The following is a 20,943-nucleotide window of genomic DNA, read 5'->3' on the forward strand; positions in this document are numbered from 1 at the left end:
GCCGATACGCTGCAAGCACCTGTTCATCAACGGCCTGCAGCAGGCCAGGAGTGCCGCATCATGAGTCGTCGTCGCCAACAGATCAATCTCGGGCTCAGCGCGTGTTTGTGCGTTTCGCTGTCGGCGATGGCCGCCGAGGGGCCGACCGTGCACGTCTACAACTGGTACGACTATATCGGTCCCACTACCCTGCACGACTTCAAGCGCGACACCGGGATCGAGCCGGTTTACGACACCTTCGACAGCGCCGAAGTGCTGGAAGGCAAACTGCTGACCAGCCGCAGCGGCTATGACGTGGTGGTGGCGAGCAACTTCAGCCTGCCGACCCTGATCAAGGCTGGTGCACTGGCGCCGCTGCCCCACGCGAAGATGCCCGATTTCAAAAACATGGACGCGGATCTGCTGGCGAAACTGGCCAATAACGATCCGGGCAACCAGTACGCCGTGCCTTACCTGTGGGGCACCAACGGCATCGGTTACAACGTCGACAAGGTGCGTGCCGCGCTGGGTGACAAGGCGCCGGTGGGTTCCTGGGAGCTGGTGTTCAACGAAGCCAACCTGGCCAAACTCGGCCAGTGCGGGGTGGCAATGCTCGACTCGCCGTCCGAGATGCTGCCGGTCGCCCTGCACTACCTCGGTCTGCCGCCCAACAGCACCGATCCCGAGGATTACAAGAAGGCCGAAGCGCTGTTGCTCAAACTGCGTCCGCACATCGCCTACTTCAACTCGTCGAAATTCATCAGCGACCTGGCCAACGGCAATATTTGCGTTGCAGTGGGCTGGTCCGGGGCGATGCTGGAAGCCAAGACCAATGCCGAGCAAGCCAACAACGGCGTGAAAATCGCCTACAGCCTGCCGAAAGAAGGCGCGCCGGTGTGGTTCGACACCCTCGTGTTGCTCAGGAACGCGCCGCATCCGGAGCAAGGGCTGGCGTTCATCGATTACCTGATGCGACCCGAAGTCATCGCCCCGGTCAGCGATCACCTGTCGTATCCCAACGGCAATCGCAGCGCCACGCCGCTGGTGGCGGAAGCGACCCGCAACAACCCGGCGGTATATCCGTCGGCCGAGGCCCTGGCGACGCTGTTCACCCTCCAGCCACTGCCGCCGGCTACCGAACGTGTACGGACGCGGATCTGGAGCAAGGTCAAGAACGGGCAGTAAACCTACGCAAAACCCTGTGGGAGCGAGCCTGCTCGCGATGAGGCCGTTACATCCAACTTTTGATGTGACTGACACTCGGTCATCGCGAGCAGGCTCACTCCCACATGGATTTGTGTTCAGCCTGCCCACTTTTTTCTGCCACGAATTGAAGACGAGATAAACGATGAAACCACGTGCCCGCGACTTGAACCTGCAGTTCGGCCAACTGCAACCCGGCCCGCTCAATGCCATCACCGACGTGCCCGGCGTCCGGGTCGGCCACAGCAATGTGCGAGGCCGCTCCGCAACCGGTCGCGACATCCTGACCGGCGTCACCGTGATCGAACCGCGCCTCGGTTCCACCAGTCAGCACCCGTGCTTCGCCGGTGTGCATGTGCTCAACGGTAACGGCGATGCCACCGGCCTCGAATGGGTCCGCGAGGCCGGCCTGTTAACCAGCCCGATCGCCTTCACCAACACCCACAGCCTGGGCGTGGTGCGCGATGCCTTGATTGTGCTTGACCGCGAACAGCAACCCGACGACGGCCGACTTTACTGGAACATGCCGGTGGTGCTGGAAACCTTCGACGGCCTGCTAAACGACATCAACGGCTTCCACGTCAATGTCGAGCACGTGGCCGATGCATTGCGCACGGCATCCGGTGGGCCGGTGACCGAAGGGGCGGTCGGTGGCGGCAGCGGGATGATCTGTCATGAATTCAAGGGCGGCATCGGCACCGCGTCGCGACGTTTGAACGCCGCTCAGGGTGGCTGGACAGTAGGCGCCATCGTCCAGGCTAACCATGGCATCCGCAACGAACTACGCGTCGATGGCTACCCGGTCGGGCGCTACATGGAAAAGGCCGACTCGCCGTTTCTCAAGGCGTCGTTGCCGTATCCGGGCATGGGTTCGATTGTGGTTTGCCTGGCCACCGATGCGCCGCTGCTGCCGCATCAATGCACCCGCCTCGCCCAGCGCGCCAGCCTCGGCCTAGCGCGCACTGGCGGCGGCAACGAAGATCACAGCGGCGACATTTTCATTGCATTCGCAACCGGCAACGAGGTGCCTCCGGCCGCTTACGAAAGCAAGAAAGCGCCGACCACCGACAACCTGAGCATGGTCAACAACGATCACATCAGCGAGTTGTTCCTCGCTGCCACCGAAGCGGTGGAAGAAGCGATCATCAACGCCTTGCTGGCCTCCGACAGCGCCGAGGGTAATGGTCATGCGGTGCCTGGGCTGGACGCTGAAACGCTGCTCAAAGCGTTGCGTCGGGCGGGTTGGCCGGGGGAACAGGTTTACTGAGTTGACGCTCCCACAATTGATCGGGTTGCAGACCTTAGCCCAAGCGCTCGCGGACGAATTCATTGACCTTGTACGTCAGCTGATCCAGGTGCCGGTCCCGCTGTTTCTCCGCATCGAGCATCGCGCGCTTGCCGTGTTTTTGCAGCAGGTACGTATGAATCTGTCGCACCTCCAGCGAGCTGTAGATCGCGGACACGTCCAGGAGCCCCATCAAGCCTTCGGAGCGGTGATCGCGGGTGTTCATCAACACTTGCGTACCGCGCGCGCCCACTACCTGAAAGCCCATCGACTCGAACCATGAGACCTTGCCAACGCCGCAGGTCAGCTCGGCGTGGGGGTAGCGTGCGGTCATTTCCCGCAGCATTTTGCGCGCCACGCCCTGACGCCGATGACCGGCCTGCACCGCCATGTACGCGACGCCGCACGCTTGGGGGTCGTCCTTGATCGGCAGGTACAGCAAGAAGCCGATGACGGTCTGCGGATCATCCACGTCCGTGGCGACGATCAACTCCACCGCAACGCCTTTTTCCCCGCTCAGCGCCTGCAGATAGAGGTGCACTTCATAGCCAATCGCGTACTGGTACACGTTGTACAACAGGTTGCTCGGCGGGATGGCGACCATGCTGATATCGGTCAGGTTGTCGACGACCATCTGCAGAATCTGGCTGGTGAGGTGCTCGGGGCACGGGGTTTTGAAGTGGGTGATCTGGGGCATTGAGGCTCGGGCTCTGGGGGCGGGGCGTGCTTATCATAACCGGGCTTAAGTCGATTACGGAGTCCGGCGTCCAGAGAGTACGGATCGTTGGCCCGTTTTTCTCGCCAGCGGACCGGCCTAAAGTCGCCTCCAGACATTTACTGGAATTACTGGAGGTCACCATGAATCACCCTACCCTGCTTTCCCCGATCAAGATTGGCCCGAACCCGCTCTCCCACCGCGTGGTCATGGCACCGTTGACCCGCATGCGTTCCGAGCCCGGTGACTTGCCCGGGGCGTTGATGGCCGAGTACTACTCGCAGCGGGCCACCGACGGCGGCCTGATCATTTCCGAAGCGACCGTGGTTTCCACCACTGGCAACGGCTACCTCGGTTCGCCGGGCCTTTACAACGATGCACAAATCCCCGGCTGGAAGGTCATCACCGAGGCGGTCCATGCCAAGGGAGGCAAGATTTTCCTGCAACTGTTTCACGCCGGTCGCCAGTCCCACAGCGACATGCAGCCTGGCGGCGCACAGCCGGTAGCCCCTTCGGCCGTGGACTATGACGGCGTGGCCTACACCGCCAGCGGCTGGGTGCCGAGCACACCGCACCGCGCACTCAGCGAAGCGGACGTCGTGGCGCTGATCGAAGATTTTCGCAGTGCTGCGCAACGGGGTCTGGAAGCCGGTTTTGACGGCGTGGAAATCCACGGCGCCAACGGCTATTTGATCGACCAGTTCCTGCAGGACGGCAGCAACCTTCGCACCGACGCCTACGGTGGCACCATCGCCAAGCGCGCACGCTTTCTGCTGGACATCACCCGCGAAGTGATTTCGGTCTGGGGCAGTGATCGGGTGGCGGTGCGTCTGGGGCCAAGCGGGAATTTCGGCGACATGAAGGACAGTAACCCAGAGGCGCTGTTTGTCTACGTCGCCGAGCAACTGGCAACGATGAAACTGGCGTACCTGCACTTGATCGAGCCGCGTGTTCTGGGCAACTCGATTGATGAAAGCAAAGATCAGAATCCGGTAGCAGCGCAATTGATTCGTCGTCACTACGACGGTGTGATCATCGCGGCCGGCGGTTTTACAGCAGCCTCGGCAGAGCAAATTCTGCTGGCGGGCGATGCGGACCTGGTGGCGTTTGGGCGGGATTTCATTGCCAACCCGGATCTGCCGGAGCGCATTCGGCATGACCGGCCGTTGAATGCTTATGACCGTGACACGTTCTATGGCGGTGATGAGGTGGGGTTTACTGATTATCCGTTTTATCAAGCGACTGCCTGACATTTACGCTGACTGTTAAGCCGCCTTCGCGAGCAAGCCCGCTTCCACATTCGACTGCGTTCTAATGTGGGAGCGGGCTTGCTCGCGAATGGGGCAACTCGATTCTCCTGAAAAAACCCATCTCACTCCCGCTTTGCAAATCCCCCGCCCCGCTCTACTCTGCAGCAACCCTCCCCGCATCGAGCACACCTTCCCATGATGGACAGCCTCAGCGGCATCACCGCCTTCATTCAGGTGGCTGAAACCCGCAGCTTCACCGAAGCCGGTCGTCAGTTGGAGATCTCCGCGTCGGCGGTGGGCAAAAGCGTGGCGCGGATGGAGGAACGTCTGGGCGTGCGGCTGTTCCATCGCAGCACCCGCAGCGTCACCCTGACCACCGAGGGCGAGCTGTTCCTCGACCGCTGCAAACGCATCCTCAGTGAAGTGGAAGCGGCGGAAATGGAGCTGCTGGAACTGTCTGCCAATCCCCGGGGCAAAGTGCGCATCAGCGTGCCGATCCAGAACGTGCTGATCATGCCGGTGCTGGCGGGATTCATCCGCGCCTACCCGGACATCGAGCTGGACGTGGACATGTCCGACCGTATGGTCGACGTGATCGAAGAAGGTTTCGACGCGGTGATCCGCACCGGCGCGCCGCAAGATTCGCGGTTGATGGCACGCAAACTGGGGGGTTATCAGTTGCAACTGGTCGCGTCGCCTGCGTACCTGGAACGACACGGCGAGCCGGTGCATCCGAATGATCTGATCCACCACGTGTGCCTGCTGCACAAGTTTCCGGCGACGGGGATGGTCGAGCGTTGGCCGCTGCGTATTGGCGAGACGCACATCGAGCCGAACCTGGCGAAGTCGATGACCTGCACCACGATGGACCCGCTGACGTACTTGGCGATTGATGGGGTGGGGATTGCCTGCCTGCCGGATTTTTCAATCCGCCAGCCGTTGGCCGACGGCAGGCTGAAGGTGGTGCTGGAGGACTTTACGGATCACAGCGGCAACCTGTGGATGCTCTGGCCTGCGTCCAAACAAACCGCACCCCGGTTGCGTGTATTGATCGACTACTTCAAAGACAACATTCTCAAGGGCTGAACTCAGCGTTGCAGGGTTTCGGCAATCGGGGTTTTGCCGACGCCGAAACTGAGCATCAGCGCCAGGCCCAACAAGCCGATGCCGGCGCCTAGCCACAGCGCTGAAGGCACACCCTGATGATCAACCATCAAGCCACCGAACAGCGAACCTGAAGCGATGGCCACCTGAAACATGGTGACCAGCATCGCCGAGCTGGCTTCCGGCAATTGCGGCGAGGTCAGTTGCATCCAGGTGCTGACGCCCAATGGAATCGCGCCGTAAGCAATACCCCACAGCAACACCGCCAGCACCACACCCATACCCTGCAATTGTGGCAAGGCCAGTTGCGCAATGATCATCAGCACCACCACCGCGCCCAATGAGGCGCGCAGATGCCGGGCCACACCGCTGGCCATGGCGAAATTGGCCAACATCCCGACCAGGCCGAAACCGAGCAGCACCGAAGTGATCGCGCTCGCCGAAAAGCCCGCTTCGCGGCTCAGGAACGGCGCGATGTAGGTGTAGGCCGAAAAGTGCGCCGCCACCACCAGCGCCAACAGCAACATGCTGCGTCGAGCGTTTTTGCGTGCGAGGAAATCCAGCAGCGCACGCACGCGCAACCCTTCACTCGAAGGCAGCGTGGGCAAGGTCAGCCCTTGCGCGAGCAACGCCACCAGCGCCAGCCCGGCCGTAACGATGAACGAAATGCGCCAGGACAACAGCGTGCTGAGAAACGTCCCGAGCGGCACGCCAAACACCGTCGCTAATGTGATCCCGGCGAAGATCAACGCGGTGGCCTTGGCCGCTTTGGATTCACTGACCAAGCGCGCAGCCACGGCAATCGCCACCGCCCAGAACCCGCCCAGCGCTACACCCAACAACGCCCGGCCCAACAACATGATCGGCAGCGAGGGCGCGATGGCCGACACCAGGTTCGAGACCACCAGTAACAGCGTCAACAGCAGCAACAAATGACGACGGTTCATCCGCCCTGCCCCCAGCATGATCGCCGGCGCGGAAATCGCCGCGACAATCCCCGGCACGGTAACCATCAACCCCGCCACGCCATCGGTGATGCTCAGGCTGTTGGCGATCTGCGGCAGGATACCCACCGGCAAATATTCGCTGGTCACAAACGCGAAAGCACCAAGGGCCACGGAAAACACCGAAAGCCAGTCGCGCCAGGAGGATGACTGCGGTTGCGCAAGCGCAGCGCCGACCGGTAAGGCCTGCAAATCGTTCATGGGAAAGCTCCACTGTAATGAGTGGAGCCATGCTAGGTATCTCGCCCCTGCGGAAAAACAGGCCGGCGCTCCGATCACTCTGGATCAATTGTTCCGTAATGCGCGATAAGGCACCCTGACACAACACCAAACCCGTCGGAGCCGGCTTGCTGGCGATCCTTGCGACGCGGTGCGTCAGGCATACCGCCTTCTCACTACTGCTGCGGCGCAACCATGCGAAAGCGGATGTTGATGTCGTCCGAAACCACCGTGTCCGCGAACTCGCCCGCACCGATCTTGAAGTCGCTGCGCTTGAGCGTCAGCTGCCCATCGAAGATGCCGATGGCGCTCTCGACTTTCAGCAGCACCGGCACATCGACCTTGTGGGTGATGCCCTTGAGGGTGAGGTTGCCCGTGATCGTGTAGCGGTCGGCACCCAACCCTTTCACTGAGGTAGATTCAAAGGTCGCCACGGGCGCATTGGCCGTGTCGAACCAGGCAGGCTTTTTCAATTCTTCGTTGGCGTCACTGCTGCCGGCATCGATGCTATTGAGCTGGATTGTCAGCCCGGCGTGCGCCGCCGACGGGTTCGCCGTGTCGAAATCCAGCGTGCCTTCGAATTGGCTGAACGTACCGTAGACCCGCGAACTGAACTGGTCATACGTGAAGGACAGGGTGCTGGCGGTCGCATTGACCTGCCGGTATTGCGCGGCATCGGCGCCAGCCAAAACGCCGAAAAACAGCGCGGTCACCCAAACGGCGGAATGCGTAAATCGAGGGCTCATGGGACACTCCGGGCGGGGTTCCCGTTTGCATTGAGGCTGTGTACGCAGGCCCGCCACAGGTGGACTAAAGCAAAGATTACTCATTTGCGCCACTGGCCAGGCACGCGCCTGACTCAGCGGCTATCGAATGTGAAGGCCTCGGCTACGCGCCCACGGCCAGAAGCGGCTCGCTGTGCGTGTCCGCCTGCGCATCGCGAGCGGCACTGTGGCGATTGACCGGCACCGGCAAACCGAGATGACCGCGCAACGTGCTGTGGCTGTATTCGCTGCGGAACAGGCCGCGCTCACGCAGCAGCGGCAGGACTTCGTTGGTGAACCGGGCGAATTCGCCGGGTGCGCCGACGCGGATGTTGAAGCCATCGACAGCGCCTTCGACAAACCAGCGTTCGATCTCATCCGCAACGGTTTTCGGCGAGCCGACAAAATTCGAAAATGGTGCCGCAAAACGCAGCGCAGCCTGGCGCAGGGTCAGTCTCTGATCGCGCGCCACTTGCTTGATGTGTTCGGCGTGGCCGCGATAACCGTTGCTGCCCAGATCACCGAGGTCCGGGAAAGGTTCGTCGAGAGGATATTGCGAGAAGTCGTGGTAGTTGAACGGACGGCCCAGTTGCACCAATGCCTTGTGCAGGTCGAGCTCGCCGTTGCGTTCTCGGTCGATGGCCTGGGCCTGCTCGTCGGTGTCGGCAATGATCGGCGCGATCCCCGGCAAAATGGTCACGTGATCGGGGTTGCGCCCGGCCGCCGCGGTGCGTTGCTTGATGTCCTGATAGTAGGCGCGGGCGTCCTCGAAATTGTCGACGCCAGCGAAAATACCTTCGGCAAAGTTCGCCGCCAGGTTACGCCCGGATTCGGATATCCCGGCCTGGAAAATCACCGGCTGGCCTTGCGCCGAACGGGCGATATTCAGCGGCCCGGTGACCGAAAAGAACTCGCCTTGGTGATCGAGGCGATGCAGGCGCTGCGGGTCGAGGAACACCTTGCTCTGCTTGTCGCGCACAAAAGCATCGTCTTCGTAGGAATCCCACAATCCCTGCACCACTTGCAGGTGTTCGCCGGCCCGGCGATAGCGCTCGGTGTGGTCGATGTGCTGTTCACGCCCGAAATTCCCGGCGGCGCCTTCAAGACCGGTGGTGACCACGTTCCAGCCCGCCCGGCCACCACTGATCAGGTCCAGCGAAGCGAATTGGCGAGCGACGTTGAACGGTTCGGTGTAGGACGTCGTCAGCGTGGCGACCAGGCCGATCTTCGACGTCGCGCCGGCCACGGCCGACAGCAGCGTCAGGGGCTCCAGGCGATTGAGGAAATGCGGTGCTGAATCCGGTGTGATGTAGGGGCTGTCGACAATGAAGACCAAGTCAAACTTTGCCGCTTCGGCTTGCTGCGCCTGCTGGCGATACCAGTCGATATCGACACTGGCGTCGCCGGGTATTTCCGGGTGCAGCCATTCATTCTGAGCAGTGCCGACGCCGGTGAGGATCGCGCCGAACCTGAGTTGTCGTGGTGCAGTGGACATCTGGATATTCCCCCGAAGATGACAGCTTTTCTGTCCTGTGGAAGCTGACTTTATGCGCTGCAAATTGCCTTGTGAAATGCTTTGTTGATCTAACCTAATTATAAATTTAAATAATGATATTTATTGTTTATATTCTCTATTTGCATAGCACATCCACCCTTCACGAACATTCCGTCGCACGTGCCAGCTTACGTCAACTGCCGACTCGCACCCTGCCGATGGCACCGGTCTGACGAGTTACAAGCGTTATTAACTGACCAGCAACCGCTACGCCAAGGCACGTCCTGAGATGAGCAGTTGTAGCCGCTGGCGAAGCCTGCGTTCGGCTGCGCAGCCGTCGTAAAACCGACAATTGCGGTCATTCAGCGAGACCCCGGCGGCTGATTTCACGACTGCTGCGCAGCCGAACGCAGGCTGCGCCAGCGGCTACAGGCGGTTGGGTGAATCAGAGGACTACGCACGGCGATTGAACGGCGCGTGTGTCACTTGCACCGAAGTCGGTATCAACCATGGGCGAAGCGTCGGACGGCGCTGTGTGACGCTTGCTGCACCGGTGCAGTGCTCTCCACCTCTACCCCCAACAAGCTCAGCAGGCGTGCGCGAATCTCCTGAAAACCCGCTTGCCCGGTATTCCGGGAACGGGGCAAGTCGATGGTCAATTGCTCGGCGATCTTGCCGTCGGCCAGCACGATCACGCGATCGGCCAACAGGATTGCTTCGTCCACGTCATGAGTCACCAGCAGCACCGCGGGCGTATGTTTGCGCCACAACTCGATGATAAGCCGATGCATGCGAATCCGCGTCAACGCATCGAGCGCGGCGAAGGGTTCATCCAGCAGCAACAACTTGGGCTCGCGCACCAGGCCGCGGGCCAGGGCGACGCGCTGCGCCTCGCCACCGGACAGCGTTGCCGGGTAGGCATCCAGTCGATGGGCCAGGCCCACTTCCGTCAAGGCCTGGATCGCTCGCGCCTTGGCGTCGGGAGTGCGCAAACCGAGCACCACGTTTTTCCAGGCGCGCTTCCAGGGCATCAAGCGCGGTTCCTGGAACACCGCGGCCCGCGCCTTGGGCACTAACAGCTGGCCGCTGTCGATGCTGTCGAGCCCGGCCAGGCTGCGCAGCAAGGTGGTCTTGCCCGAGCCGCTGGCCCCGAGCAACGCGACAAACTCGCCGGGGGCGATGTCGAGGTCGAGGCCGTCGATCACCCGCTGCTGACCGAACTGGCGCACGACATTGCGCAGTTGTACTGGCGCGGTTGACTGCGCGACTTTGGACGCGTCCAGAAAATCGGTGCTCGACATATCAATTCCTCACAAAAGATGGGCGCCAGGCCAGGGCAAAACGCTCCAGCGTGCGGATCAGTCCGTCGATCAATAAGCCGAGGACGCTGTAAATAAGCAGGCAGATCACGATCACATCGGTGCGCATGAAATCCCGCGCGTCACTGGCCAGGTAGCCAATGCCGGCGGTGGTGTTGATCTGCTCGACGAACACCAGTGCCAGCCAGGAAATCCCCAGCGAATAACGCAGGCCGACAAAGAACGAAGGCAAGGAGCCCGGCAGGATCACGTGCCAGATCAACTCCCGGCGATTGAGGCCGAGGGTGTTGGCCGCCTCAATCAGTTTGGGATCGATGTTGCGAATCCCGGCGAACAGATTGAGGTACACCGGAAAGGTCGTGCCGGTCACGATCAGGGCAATCTTGGTGAACTCGCCGATGCCGAACCAGAGGATGAACAGCGGCACCAGCGCCAGCGACGGAATGGTCCGCAGCATCTGCATCGGCGAATCGAGGATCACCTCACCGCGCTTCGACAGCCCGGTGATCAACGCGGCGACAACACCGATGCTGACGCCGATGCTCAAGCCCAGCAGCGCTCGTTGCAGCGAGACCAGCAAATGTTTCCCCAGCTCGCCGGAAACGATCATCGTCCACAGCGTGCCGCCGATTTGGGAAGGCGCGGCAATGACGCGCTGTGGGATCAACCCGAGCTGCGAGGCCAGTTCCCACAACAGCAGCAACGCGATGGGGCTGAGCAAGCGCAGCAGCACTTCAGGTGTGCGCCAGTTGCGCAGCCCGTTCGGGATCAGCCTTGATGCCCCGTCGAGATCACTCGGCTGGCGAGCGGCCTTATTGACGGAAAAAGAGCTGCCAGCGCTCTGTGTATCAAACGACTTTTCGGTCATCAGGCGTCCTTCCTCATAAAGAACACGGCTAAAGGCGCCGTGTATCAGCTTGGGTTTCATGCTAATCGCATAAAAAACCTCAGTGAAAGTCTTTTTGGGAATAACCTAATATGATTAAAAATCAGATCGAACCCACGCTAGATAAATTATTTGCATAATAATTAGACGTTCTCTTCTGCACGTCCGAGCGAGATTGCAGGCAGCTTAAAATGCTTAATTGTGATATTGACTAGCAATCATGATTCTTTATTTTAATAATTAACTTAGATCAAAACGGCATTTCACAGCTGGCCCGCGTGCGCCTACTTTCAGCACCACTGTCCGACCCCACGCAAGGAGGAGGCATCCATGGCACCCGGACAACGACAAGGAACTGAGCATGAGCATTGAATTCATCGGCTACATTGGCGGCCACCATTCTTCGGAAATCCACCCACGCAGCGGTCCGACGCTGCAACCGGAACACGTCGAGAAAGTCGCCCGCGCCCACGAAGAGGCCGGGTTTGACCGGGCGCTGGTGGCGTTCCATTCCAACAGCCCGGACAGCACGTTGATTGCCTCGCATGCGGCCAGCGTGACGAAAAAACTGAAGTTCTTGATTGCCCATCGGCCAGGGTTTGCGGCGCCGACACTGGCTGCGCGGCAGTTCAATACCCTCGATGTATTCAATGGTGGGCGTACCGCCGTGCACATCATCACCGGCGGCGATGACCGTGAGTTGCGGGCCGACGGCAGCTACATCGGCAAGGACGAGCGTTATGCTCGCACCGACGAGTACCTGGAGGTGCTTCGCCGGGAATGGACCCGTGACAAACCCTTCGACTTTGAGGGCAAGTATTACCAGTTCGAGGGCGCACACTCGTCCGTGAAGTCGCCACAGCTGCCGCACATTCCGCTGTATTTCGGCGGTTCGTCGGCAGCGGCCATCGAGGTGGCGGGCAAGCATGCCGATGTTTATGCGCTGTGGGGTGAGACCTACGAACAGGTGCGTGAAGTGGTAAACCAGGTGCGCGTCGAGGCGGCCAAGCATGGGCGCAGCATTCGCTTCAGCCTGTCGCTGCGCCCTATTCTGGCGGACACCGAAGCGCTGGCCTGGGAACGGGCCGAGCGCATTCTGCAACAAGCCACTGCACTGGCCGAGCAAAACGGTTTTGTCCGTCGCGAACCGCCGAACGAAGGCTCTCGACGCCTGCTGGCCGCTGCGGCTCAAGGTTCGCGCCTGGACAAGCGCCTGTGGACCGGAATCGCCGGCCTGCTGGGTGCTCAAGGCAACTCGACTTCACTGGTCGGCACCCCGGAACAAGTGGCCGAAGCCCTGCTCGACTACTACGACCTGGGCATCACCACCTTCCTGATCCGCGGCTTCGACCCACTCAACGACGCCATCGACTACGGAAAACGCCTGATCCCGTTGACCCGCCAACTGGTGGCCGAGCGCGAACGGCAGGCAGCAGAAAAAGTCGCCTGAATGCAATAAGTCTCAAATTTGGGAGCGAGCCTGCTCGCGAAGAGGCCTGCACATTCAACTTCATTGTTGGCTGACAGACCGCCATCGCGAGCAGGCTCACTCCCACGAGAGTCCTGCGTTCACTCGGGTCAGTTTTTGTATTCGGTATCGCTACGCTCCAGCTGCCGAACCAGCGCATTCCAGTGCCGTGCAACACCCGGCCCTTCGCCGCTGGCGAACACTTTAGCCTGCGCCTCGACCTTGGCCACGACCTCGGCCGGCGGGAAGATCAGCTCGGCGTTACCGCCAGCCTGGGCGGCGATTTGTATGTTGCAGGCGCGCTCCAGTTGCTGCAGTTGCTGGAACGCATGTTCAACACTGACGCCCGCCGTGAGCAGGCCGTGATTGCGCAGGATCAGCACGCTTTTATCCCCCAGATCCGCCACGAGGCGCTCGCGCTCGTCGAGGTCGAGGGCGATGCCTTCGTAGCCGTGATAGGCCACGCGCCCGGAAAAACCGATGGAATGCTGGGAGATCGGCAACAGCCCGTCGCGCTGGGCGGACACGGCGATGCCATCGCGAGTGTGAGTGTGCAGGACGGCTTGCAGGTCCGGACGTGCACCATGAATGGCGCTGTGAATCACATAACCGGCGTAGTTGATGCCCAATCCGCTGGGGTCATCGACGAGGGTGCCGTCGATGTCGACCTTGACCAGGTTGGAGGCGGTGATTTCGTCGAACAACAGGCCAAAGGCATTGATCAGGAAATGTTCCTCGGGCCCCGGCACCCGTGCAGAGAAGTGGGTGTAGATGTGATCGGTCCACTTGAACAAGGCCGCCAGCCGGTAGGCGGCGGCCAGTTTCACGCGCACTTCCCATTCTTCCGGGCTGACGCGTTGACGAACATTTTTTGAAGCGCTGGACAAGGGACTGACGCTGCTCATGGCAAAACTTCCTGGATGGCCTTAAGAATCTCCACCCAGCCTATGACAAGCCAAAAAATAATAAAAAGCACATTTTAATCTAAGCTAATTATCATTTTTTTTTATTATGTTATGCCGCTCATGCGGCCAGCTTGATCTTCTGCAGCGAGGCCGCGACCAGTTTGCCAAAGGCGTCGACCGGCCCTTGCAGGTTGCCGAGAAAATGCGGGTAGATCAGCCACAGGTCCATCACCGGTTTGAAATCCTTCAGCGGCATGGCGGCCAGTTGTTCGAAATGCGCACTGCGCTCCAGCAACGGGCGCGGGACCAGGCCAAGGCCCAGACCGTCCGCCACCAGCCCCAACTGCAACTCGGTGCCGAACGTTTCCAGGTTCACCCGCAGCGCCAGGCCCTGGTCCGACAGGGTGCGTTGCAAACCGGCGCGGAAGCCGCAACCATCAGGGTTGAGAATCCAGCCACTCTGGTAAACGTCGGCCAGCTTGCAGGGGCGCTTGGGCAATTGCGCCTTGGCACAGACCACCACCAGCTCCATCTTGCCGATCGACTCACCGACAATGTTGTCCGGGAAAATCTTCCCGGCCGGGAACAGTGCGGCGGCAGCATCCAGTTCGCCGCGCTCGATCTTGCCGACCAATTGACTGCCCCACCCCGTGGCCACTTGGGCGCGCAACTCCGGGTATTCGGTACGCAGATGCTTCAGCGCATCGAGCAACACGACGTCGCCGATGGTTTGCGGAACCCCCAGGCGCAACAGCCCGGTGGGTGGTGCGTCGGTCGCAACCAGCTCGCGCAACGCATCCATTTCGCGCAGGATCAGACGGCATTGTTCGTACACCCGCGTGCCGATCAGGGTCGGCCGCAACGGCTTGGTATTGCGATCGAACAATTCAACGCCCAGCGCCTGCTCGAAGTTCTGCACGCGCCGCGTGATCGCCGGCTGAGTCAGCTGCAACGACTCGGCGGCATGGCTGATGGACTGGCAACGAATCACCTCTACAAAGGCATCGATATCATCAATTTTCATTTGGCCCGCACATAGAGAACAGTCAATAAGATGTCTGAAAAGCATAGTTCTATTGTTTGAATCTGGATAGCCCGAAGCGAGCACGCCAGGCTTTGATAACGCGAAGCCTCATATAGAACGGATTGAAATTCCATTCAGCTATAACCTAATCATTAAAAAATAGCATATTAACTAAAATCATTATGCTTAAATCATGACATCGACGTTTCATCCCGAACAATGGAATCGCCATGACCCAGGTCCGACACCCGGAAAGACTCAGAGCATTCATCGGCGCCTTGGCAGAATTGATCGACAGCAACCCTCGTGAGGGTGATCTGTTGCATCGCGGGGGCAAGCTGTTGTCGCAGTTGGTCAGTCACGACGACTGGCTGCCTGAAGAATTTGCCCAGCCAGATCCCGAACGCTATCAACAATTCCTGCTGCACGCCGACTCCCGGCAGCGGTTCAGCGTCGTCAGTTTTGTCTGGGGGCCCGGACAACGCACACCGATCCATGATCACCGGGTGTGGGGTTTGATCGGCATGTTGCGCGGCGCGGAATTCTCGCAAGGTTTTGCCCGTCACACCGACGGCTCGTTGATCGCCGAAGGCAAGCCGGTGCACTTGCGGCCCGGCCAGGTTGAAGCGGTGTCGCCCAAGGTCGGTGATATTCATCAAGTCAGTAACGCCTTCGACGATCAGGCCTCCATCAGCATCCACGTCTACGGCGCCAACATCGGTGCCGTACGCCGCGCGGTGTATCAGCCGGACGGCAGCGAAAAATTGTTCATCTCCGGTTATTCCAACGCCTATCTGCCCAATATCTGGGATTTGTCCAAAGAGAGCCAAGCCCTATGAGCACCGCACCCATTCGCTCCTACGCTGAAATTCGCAAGGCCCTGCTGAACCATGAAGAACTGGCGCTGGTGGATGTGCGTGAAGAGGCGCCCTTCGCCGAATCGCACCCGCTGTTCGCAGCCAATATTCCCCTGTCAAAACTGGAGCTTGAGGTGTATTCGCGGATTCCGCGGCTCGACACGCCGGTGACGGTGTACGACAACGGCGAAGGCCTGGCGAAGATCGCCGCCCAGCGCTTGCAAGGCCTGGGCTACGTCAGTGTCAGCTTGCTGAAAAACGGTCTGGAGGGTTGGCGCATCGACGGTGGCGAACTGTTCATCGACGTCAACGTACCGAGCAAAGCGTTCGGCGAACTGGTCGAAAGCCAGCGGCACACACCGTCCCTGGCCGCAGAAGAAGTCCAGGCGCTGCTCGACAGTGAAGCCGATGTGGTAGTGCTCGACGCCCGGCGCTTCGATGAATACCAGACCATGAGCATTCCCACCGGCATCAGCGTACCGGGCGCCGAGTTGGTGTTGCGCGCCCGCGAACTGGCGCCGGACCCGGCCACACGGATCATCGTCAACTGCGCCGGTCGCACCCGCAGCATCATCGGCACGCAATCGCTGATCAACTCGGGCATCGCCAACCCGGTGTCGGCCCTGCGCAACGGCACCATCGGCTGGACCCTGGCCGGGCAAACGCTACAGCACGGTCAATCGCGCCGGTTTGCCCCGACCAGCGAAGAACATCGACACGTCGCCGCCCAGGACGCACGACGGGTCGCCGACACGGCACTGGTCGGGCGTGCCAGCCTCGCTGACCTGCAACGCTGGCAACAGGAAACCACTCGCAGCACGTACCTGTTCGACGTCCGCACCCCGGAAGAATTCGAAGCCGGTCACCTGCCCGCCTCCCGCTCGACACCCGGCGGGCAACTGGTCCAGGAAACCGATCACTTCGCCAGTGTGCGCGGCGCGCGTCTGGTGCTGGTGGATGACGACGGCGTGCGCGCCAACATGTCGGCCTCCTGGCTGTCGCAATTGGGCTGGGAGGTGCATGTATTGGATGACGTGCAACCGGCGCACTTCAGCGAAGAAGGCAGTTGGAAAGCGCCGGTGCCGCCCTCGCAACAAGCCGAGGAAATCAGCCCCGCGACTCTGGCTGAATGGCTGACCCATGGCGACAGCGCGGTCATCGATTTCACCAGCAGCGCCAACTACGTCAAACGCCATATCCCCGGTGCGTGGTGGGCCTTGCGCAGCCAGTTGTCCGAAGCGCTGGCGAACATCCCGGCGGCACAACGTTATGTGCTGACGTGTGGCAGCAGTCAGCTGGCGCGATTCGCCGTTGCCGAAGTCGCGGCCCTGACCGGCAAACCGGTATTTTTGCTCAAGGACGGCACCGCCAGCTGGCTCGCTGCACAACTGCCACTGGAAGAATGCGAAAGTCACCTGGCCTCGCCGCGCATCGACCGTTATCGCCGACCTTACGAGGGCACCGATAACCCTCGCGAAGCCATGCAAGCCTACCTGGACTGGGAGTTCGGGCTGGTGGACCAACTGGCCCGCGACGGCACCCACGGCTTTTTCGTGATCTGAATCACCCACGCCCCTGCGTCTTGAAGGACGCAGGGGCCGCTCACCAAACATCCGACCCCTCTCCAGGCGGAGGCTGAACCGACAACCGAGAGGAAAAATTCATGTCCGCAGTCCTGCAACATACCCACGCCTCCACCCTGCACGTCACCCGTCTGGAACCGACCCTCGGCGCGGAAATTGCCGGCATTGATTTGCGCCAGCCGCTGGCGCCCGCACTGCGCGATGAACTACGCAGCCTGTTGCTCGAACATAAAGTGATTTTCTTTCGCGACCAGCACATCAGCACCGAGCAGCAGATCGCATTCGCCCGTGAATTTGGCGAGCTCTACGTGCACCCGACCACCCAGCAAAACGACACGGCGCAGCCGCAAGCGCACCTGATCGAAGCGCAGGACGAACGCAAACTCTACGGCCCGAGAATCAGCGGTCGCTGGCACACCGATACCAGCTGGCTGTTGCGTCCGACCCTCGGCGCCGTGTTGCGCGCGGTGGACTTGCCGCCAGTGGGCGGCGACACCGTGTGGGCTGACACAGGCGCGGTCTATCGCGCGTTGCCGGATGACCTGCGGGATGAAATCGATAACCTGCACGTAGTCCACGACTTCAAGAAGGCTTTGGACAAGGTCGGCTACGACTACCCGATCCTGGCCCACCCGCTGGTGCGCACCCACCCGGAAACCGGTGAAGACGGGCTGTTTATCAACTTCTCGCAGAACCCCTCGGTGATTGGCTGGACCCCGCAAAGAAGCAAGCAACTCATCGAGCGCCTGCTGCTGGAGTTCAACAAACCCGAACACCAGGTGCGCTTCAAATGGCGTGAACATTCCGTAGCGTTCTGGGACAACCGCTCGACACTGCACTACCCGGTCTACAACTACGGCGATTATCCGCGCCGCATGGAACGGGTGCTGATCGCTTATGACGACATTCCGCATCGGGTAAAACGCGCCAACGCGGCCTGATCTTTCCTTTAAATAGTCCCCGGCAATCCGAGCCCAGTTGGCACGAGCACGCTCGCGCCTACTGGGGTGGGTTTCCCTGCGCGTGCAAGCTCCCAGGAATTCGCGTCATGTGCTCATCAAGCCCCCGAGTGAAATACGATTACTACGCAGTCGCTGCCTTCAGCCTGCTGGCCGCCAGCCTCCAGGCCCACGCCGAAACCGCCGAACCGGACAAGACCCTGAGTACCGTGGTGGTGACCGGCAATCGCGGTGGCCAGCCGCGAACCGTCACCGACAGCCCGTCGCCAATCGACGTGATCAGCGCCGAGCAATTGCAGGCCAGCGGCAAGGTCGGTCTGAAGGAATTGCTCGCACGCCTGCTGCCCTCCTTCAATCTGCCGGCGATCAACGGCGGCGGCACGTCCTGGTCGGTCCGTGGCATAACCATGCGCGGGCTGTCCGGCGATCAGGTGCTGGTGCTGGTCAACGGCAAACGGCGGCACAACACCGCGCTGATCAACAACCTCGCGCGCATCGGCACGGCAGCGGTACCGGTGAACCTCGACCTGATTCCGGTCTCGGCGATCGATCATATCGAAGTGCTGCGTGACGGCGCTTCGGCGCAATACGGCTCGGACGCGATCGCCGGGGTGATCAACATCATCCTCAAGGAAAACGACAGCGGCGGCAGCGCCGAAACCTCGTTCGGCCGCTACGGCGCCGGTGACGGCGACACCGTACACCAGACCGCTAACTACGGTTTGTCACTGCCCAACGACGGCTTCGCCAACCTGGCGCTGGACAGCAAGGAGCAGGAACCTTTCGACCGCACCGACAGCGCCAAGGGCAATCTGTATTCCTCGCCCGGCTTTCCCGACAGCCGCGACCAGACCGTCAACCGCCATGGCTGGAACCCCAGCTACGGGCTCGGCCGGGAAAAGGTCACCAACGCCAGCTACAACCTCGAACTGCCGATCCAGGACGACCTGACCTTCTATTCCTTCTCCACCGCCAGCTACATGGAAACCACCAAGGTCACCGGCAACTATCGCCCCAACGAAATTACCTCATTGGCGGGCGACCCGAACACGCCCTACCCCGATGGCATCCACGCCCAGCGACGCAACCGCACCAAGGACTTTCAGGTGGCGGGCGGCTTCAAGGGCGAGGTCGGCGGCTGGAACTACGACGCCAGTTCGACCTGGGGCGAGGACGATTCGACGCTCAATGCCAACAACACTTTGAACCCGTCCCTGGGGCCGACCAGTCCTACATCGTTCAACCTCGCCTCGCAGATTTTTGATCAGTGGACCAACAACCTCGACTTCAATCGCGGCTTTGACATCGGCCTGAAAAACCCGCTGCAAGCCGCCTTCGGTTTCGAGTACCGCTGGGAGAAATATCAGATCGAGGCCGGCGACTTTGCGTCCTATACCCCCGGCACCTACGTCATTCCCAGTGGTCCCTTTGCGGGCCGAACGCCCCTGCCCGGCCTCGCCTCCTACAACGGAACCAGCACCTCGGATGCCGGGGAGATCAGTCGCAGCAACGTCGCCAGTTATGTCGACCTGGGCCTGGACGTCACCGACAAATGGTACGTCGGCACGGCCGCTCGCTATGAGCGCTACACCCAGGACATCGGCAGCACGTGGAGCGGCAAGTTCTCGACGCGCTACAAAATCACCGACGCTTTCGCCCTGCGCGGCACCGTCAACAACGGCTTCCGCGCACCGTCCCTGGCGCAGACCATTTACGCCTCGTCGACCTTCACCTCCGGCGGCGTGGTCAACGGTCAGCAGATTTCGGTGCCGGTCAAGGTGTTGCCGGTGGACACCCCCGAGGCCCAGGCCTTGGGCGCCGAGAAACTCAAACCGGAAAAATCCCTGAACTACAGCTTCGGTTTCACCTATGAACCCACGGCGAACTATCGGCTGACCACCGACCTTTATCAAATCGGTATTCGCGACCGCATCGTGTCCACCAGCCTGCTGGGCGGGCCGGCGGTCTCGCAGGTGCTGGTCGCCAATGGTTTGTCCCCGGGTCTTTTCGCCCAGTACTACACCAACGCTGTTGACACCCGCACCCGCGGCGTCGACATCGTCAACGAGTACCGTCAGCAACTGGACGAATACGGTCAGGTGCGCTGGAGCGCGGCCTATAACTGGAACCAGACGAAGATCGAAAAACTCCAGGACAACCCGGCACAACTCGCCGGCTCGGGCCTGCAATTGTTCGATCGACGCCTGCAGAAGGACCTGACGGTCGCCACGCCGCAATCGAAGCTGATCCTCGGCGCCAACTGGAAAGTCACCGACTACAACCTGAACCTGGCGCTGACCCGCTTCGGCAGTTACACCGAAGGCGACAACAACCCGGTGAACGACCGTAAATTCAGCGCCAAGTGGATTACTGACCTGGATGCGGCGTACGACCTGACCAAGCACCTGACGGTGGCGTTGGGGGCCAATAATCTGTTCAACGTGTACCCGGACAAGAACGGCATTCAGGATTGGGCTGGGGGCTACAAGTACGGGCAGTTCTCGCCGTTTGGGTTTGGCGGGGCGTATTACTACACGCGGGTGGCGTACAACTTTTGACGGGATTTCCCGGCAGACCATTGGAAAGTTCTGAGGGGGCATATCCGTTTTTTCGGTGATGACGGGAATTGGTTCCGCTCTTACAGCGGGCTGACGCCTATCCCCTGTAGGAGCGAGCCTGCTCGCGATGGACGTCAACGATTACGCATGTTGTCTGAATTAACGCGTTGCCTGGGCGTTTTTCGCGAGCAGGCTCGCTGCTACAGGAAAATGCGTACGACCAGAGAGCCAAGTCGGCTATCTGGCTGCCTCGCGCGCTGTCGATCTGGCTTTTGATTTTGATCTGCTTGCCCGATGGGGAGGCCGAGTGGAGGTTTGCGCAGCGGGTAACCCGGCAAGGAATAATCGGCCAACCTTTAAATGCAT

Annotated in this window: 17 protein-coding genes; 9 read left to right on the forward strand and 8 right to left on the reverse strand. The window is 60.7% G+C overall.

Annotation, left to right across the window (positions count from 1 at the left end; genetic code table 11):
* Window positions 1–60 precede the first annotated feature (60 nt).
* Window positions 61–1,164, forward strand: a complete 1,104-nt coding sequence (locus tag ACYZT4_RS09065; RefSeq protein WP_461987085.1) for a polyamine ABC transporter substrate-binding protein — start codon at window positions 61–63, stop codon at window positions 1,162–1,164.
* 163 nt (window positions 1,165–1,327) lie between these two features.
* Window positions 1,328–2,449, forward strand: coding sequence for a DmpA family aminopeptidase (locus ACYZT4_RS09070; RefSeq protein WP_461987086.1), 1,122 nt, complete (start codon window positions 1,328–1,330; stop codon window positions 2,447–2,449).
* Window positions 2,450–2,483: 34 nt separating this feature from the next.
* Here ACYZT4_RS09070 and ACYZT4_RS09075 read toward each other — a convergent pair whose 3' ends face one another.
* Window positions 2,484–3,164: a GNAT family N-acetyltransferase gene (locus tag ACYZT4_RS09075; RefSeq protein ID WP_461987088.1), complete on the reverse strand. Its 681-nt coding sequence runs from the start codon at window positions 3,162–3,164 to the stop codon at window positions 2,484–2,486.
* 161 nt (window positions 3,165–3,325) lie between these two features.
* On the opposite strand from ACYZT4_RS09075, the gene ACYZT4_RS09080 reads away from it, so the two are divergent.
* Entirely contained in the window at window positions 3,326–4,432 is a 1,107-nt protein-coding gene (locus tag ACYZT4_RS09080; protein WP_461987089.1) for an alkene reductase, read from the forward strand.
* 198 nt (window positions 4,433–4,630) lie between these two features.
* Window positions 4,631–5,518: a LysR family transcriptional regulator gene (locus ACYZT4_RS09085; protein ID WP_461988614.1), complete on the forward strand. Its 888-nt coding sequence runs from the start codon at window positions 4,631–4,633 to the stop codon at window positions 5,516–5,518.
* A gap of 2 nt (window positions 5,519–5,520) precedes the next feature.
* Here ACYZT4_RS09085 and ACYZT4_RS09090 read toward each other — a convergent pair whose 3' ends face one another.
* The 5 genes from ACYZT4_RS09090 to ACYZT4_RS09110 all read right to left on the reverse strand — a co-directional run bounded on the left by ACYZT4_RS09090 (window position 5,521) and on the right by ACYZT4_RS09110 (window position 11,205).
* Window positions 5,521–6,741, reverse strand: coding sequence for an MFS transporter (locus ACYZT4_RS09090; protein ID WP_461987091.1), 1,221 nt, complete (start codon window positions 6,739–6,741; stop codon window positions 5,521–5,523).
* 194 nt (window positions 6,742–6,935) lie between these two features.
* Entirely contained in the window at window positions 6,936–7,505 is a 570-nt protein-coding gene (locus ACYZT4_RS09095) for a YceI family protein (protein WP_461987093.1), read from the reverse strand.
* 142 nt (window positions 7,506–7,647) lie between these two features.
* Window positions 7,648–9,018, reverse strand: a complete 1,371-nt coding sequence (locus ACYZT4_RS09100) for an LLM class flavin-dependent oxidoreductase (protein WP_461987095.1) — start codon at window positions 9,016–9,018, stop codon at window positions 7,648–7,650.
* A 503-nt stretch (window positions 9,019–9,521) separates the two neighbouring features.
* On the reverse strand, window positions 9,522–10,319 hold the full coding sequence (locus tag ACYZT4_RS09105) for an ABC transporter ATP-binding protein (RefSeq protein ID WP_461987097.1): 798 nt from the start codon (window positions 10,317–10,319) through the stop codon (window positions 9,522–9,524).
* 1 nt (window position 10,320) lies between these two features.
* Window positions 10,321–11,205: an ABC transporter permease gene (locus ACYZT4_RS09110; protein ID WP_461987099.1), complete on the reverse strand. Its 885-nt coding sequence runs from the start codon at window positions 11,203–11,205 to the stop codon at window positions 10,321–10,323.
* Between the two features lie 379 nt (window positions 11,206–11,584).
* On the opposite strand from ACYZT4_RS09110, the gene ACYZT4_RS09115 reads away from it, so the two are divergent.
* Complete coding sequence (locus ACYZT4_RS09115) at window positions 11,585–12,673, forward strand: LLM class flavin-dependent oxidoreductase (protein ID WP_461987101.1); 1,089 nt, start codon at window positions 11,585–11,587, stop codon at window positions 12,671–12,673.
* Between the two features lie 128 nt (window positions 12,674–12,801).
* Here the strand turns inward: ACYZT4_RS09115 and ACYZT4_RS09120 are convergent, their stop codons facing one another.
* On the reverse strand, window positions 12,802–13,596 hold the full coding sequence (locus ACYZT4_RS09120) for a class II aldolase/adducin family protein (RefSeq protein ID WP_461987102.1): 795 nt from the start codon (window positions 13,594–13,596) through the stop codon (window positions 12,802–12,804).
* A 118-nt stretch (window positions 13,597–13,714) separates the two neighbouring features.
* A complete protein-coding gene (locus tag ACYZT4_RS09125) occupies window positions 13,715–14,620 on the reverse strand; it encodes a LysR family transcriptional regulator (RefSeq protein WP_461987104.1) in 906 nt (301 codons plus the stop codon).
* A gap of 230 nt (window positions 14,621–14,850) precedes the next feature.
* Between ACYZT4_RS09125 and ACYZT4_RS09130 the strand changes: the two genes are divergently transcribed.
* The 4 genes from ACYZT4_RS09130 (at window position 14,851) to ACYZT4_RS09145 (ending at window position 20,577) form a co-directional block, all read left to right on the forward strand.
* A complete protein-coding gene (locus ACYZT4_RS09130; protein WP_461987106.1) occupies window positions 14,851–15,459 on the forward strand; it encodes a cysteine dioxygenase family protein in 609 nt (202 codons plus the stop codon).
* Window positions 15,456–17,039, forward strand: coding sequence for a rhodanese homology domain-containing protein (locus ACYZT4_RS09135; protein WP_461987108.1), 1,584 nt, complete (start codon window positions 15,456–15,458; stop codon window positions 17,037–17,039). Before ACYZT4_RS09130 ends, ACYZT4_RS09135 begins: the two co-directional genes overlap by 4 nt.
* A 101-nt stretch (window positions 17,040–17,140) precedes the next feature.
* Entirely contained in the window at window positions 17,141–18,001 is an 861-nt protein-coding gene (locus tag ACYZT4_RS09140) for a TauD/TfdA dioxygenase family protein (protein ID WP_461987110.1), read from the forward strand.
* A 107-nt stretch (window positions 18,002–18,108) separates the two neighbouring features.
* On the forward strand, window positions 18,109–20,577 hold the full coding sequence (locus tag ACYZT4_RS09145; protein ID WP_461987111.1) for a TonB-dependent receptor plug domain-containing protein: 2,469 nt from the start codon (window positions 18,109–18,111) through the stop codon (window positions 20,575–20,577).
* The last annotated feature ends 366 nt before the right edge of the window (window positions 20,578–20,943 follow it).

The organism is Pseudomonas sp. GB2N2, from assembly GCF_054897705.1.

What these genes read in the sequence shown, in the direction of transcription:
- ACYZT4_RS09065 (WP_461987085.1), top strand. Translation starts at nt 61, where the DNA reads ATGAGTCGTCGTCGCCAACAGATCAATCTCGGGCTCAGCGCGTGTTTG.
- ACYZT4_RS09070 (WP_461987086.1), top strand. Translation starts at nt 1,328, where the DNA reads ATGAAACCACGTGCCCGCGACTTGAACCTGCAGTTCGGCCAACTGCAA.
- ACYZT4_RS09075 (WP_461987088.1), bottom strand. Translation starts at nt 3,164, where the DNA reads ATGCCCCAGATCACCCACTTCAAAACCCCGTGCCCCGAGCACCTCACC.
- ACYZT4_RS09080 (WP_461987089.1), top strand. Translation starts at nt 3,326, where the DNA reads ATGAATCACCCTACCCTGCTTTCCCCGATCAAGATTGGCCCGAACCCG.
- ACYZT4_RS09085 (WP_461988614.1), top strand. Translation starts at nt 4,631, where the DNA reads ATGGACAGCCTCAGCGGCATCACCGCCTTCATTCAGGTGGCTGAAACC.
- ACYZT4_RS09090 (WP_461987091.1), bottom strand. Translation starts at nt 6,741, where the DNA reads ATGAACGATTTGCAGGCCTTACCGGTCGGCGCTGCGCTTGCGCAACCG.
- ACYZT4_RS09095 (WP_461987093.1), bottom strand. Translation starts at nt 7,505, where the DNA reads ATGAGCCCTCGATTTACGCATTCCGCCGTTTGGGTGACCGCGCTGTTT.
- ACYZT4_RS09100 (WP_461987095.1), bottom strand. Translation starts at nt 9,018, where the DNA reads ATGTCCACTGCACCACGACAACTCAGGTTCGGCGCGATCCTCACCGGC.
- ACYZT4_RS09105 (WP_461987097.1), bottom strand. Translation starts at nt 10,319, where the DNA reads ATGTCGAGCACCGATTTTCTGGACGCGTCCAAAGTCGCGCAGTCAACC.
- ACYZT4_RS09110 (WP_461987099.1), bottom strand. Translation starts at nt 11,205, where the DNA reads ATGACCGAAAAGTCGTTTGATACACAGAGCGCTGGCAGCTCTTTTTCC.
- ACYZT4_RS09115 (WP_461987101.1), top strand. Translation starts at nt 11,585, where the DNA reads ATGAGCATTGAATTCATCGGCTACATTGGCGGCCACCATTCTTCGGAA.
- ACYZT4_RS09120 (WP_461987102.1), bottom strand. Translation starts at nt 13,596, where the DNA reads ATGAGCAGCGTCAGTCCCTTGTCCAGCGCTTCAAAAAATGTTCGTCAA.
- ACYZT4_RS09125 (WP_461987104.1), bottom strand. Translation starts at nt 14,620, where the DNA reads ATGAAAATTGATGATATCGATGCCTTTGTAGAGGTGATTCGTTGCCAG.
- ACYZT4_RS09130 (WP_461987106.1), top strand. Translation starts at nt 14,851, where the DNA reads ATGACCCAGGTCCGACACCCGGAAAGACTCAGAGCATTCATCGGCGCC.
- ACYZT4_RS09135 (WP_461987108.1), top strand. Translation starts at nt 15,456, where the DNA reads ATGAGCACCGCACCCATTCGCTCCTACGCTGAAATTCGCAAGGCCCTG.
- ACYZT4_RS09140 (WP_461987110.1), top strand. Translation starts at nt 17,141, where the DNA reads ATGTCCGCAGTCCTGCAACATACCCACGCCTCCACCCTGCACGTCACC.
- ACYZT4_RS09145 (WP_461987111.1), top strand. Translation starts at nt 18,109, where the DNA reads ATGTGCTCATCAAGCCCCCGAGTGAAATACGATTACTACGCAGTCGCT.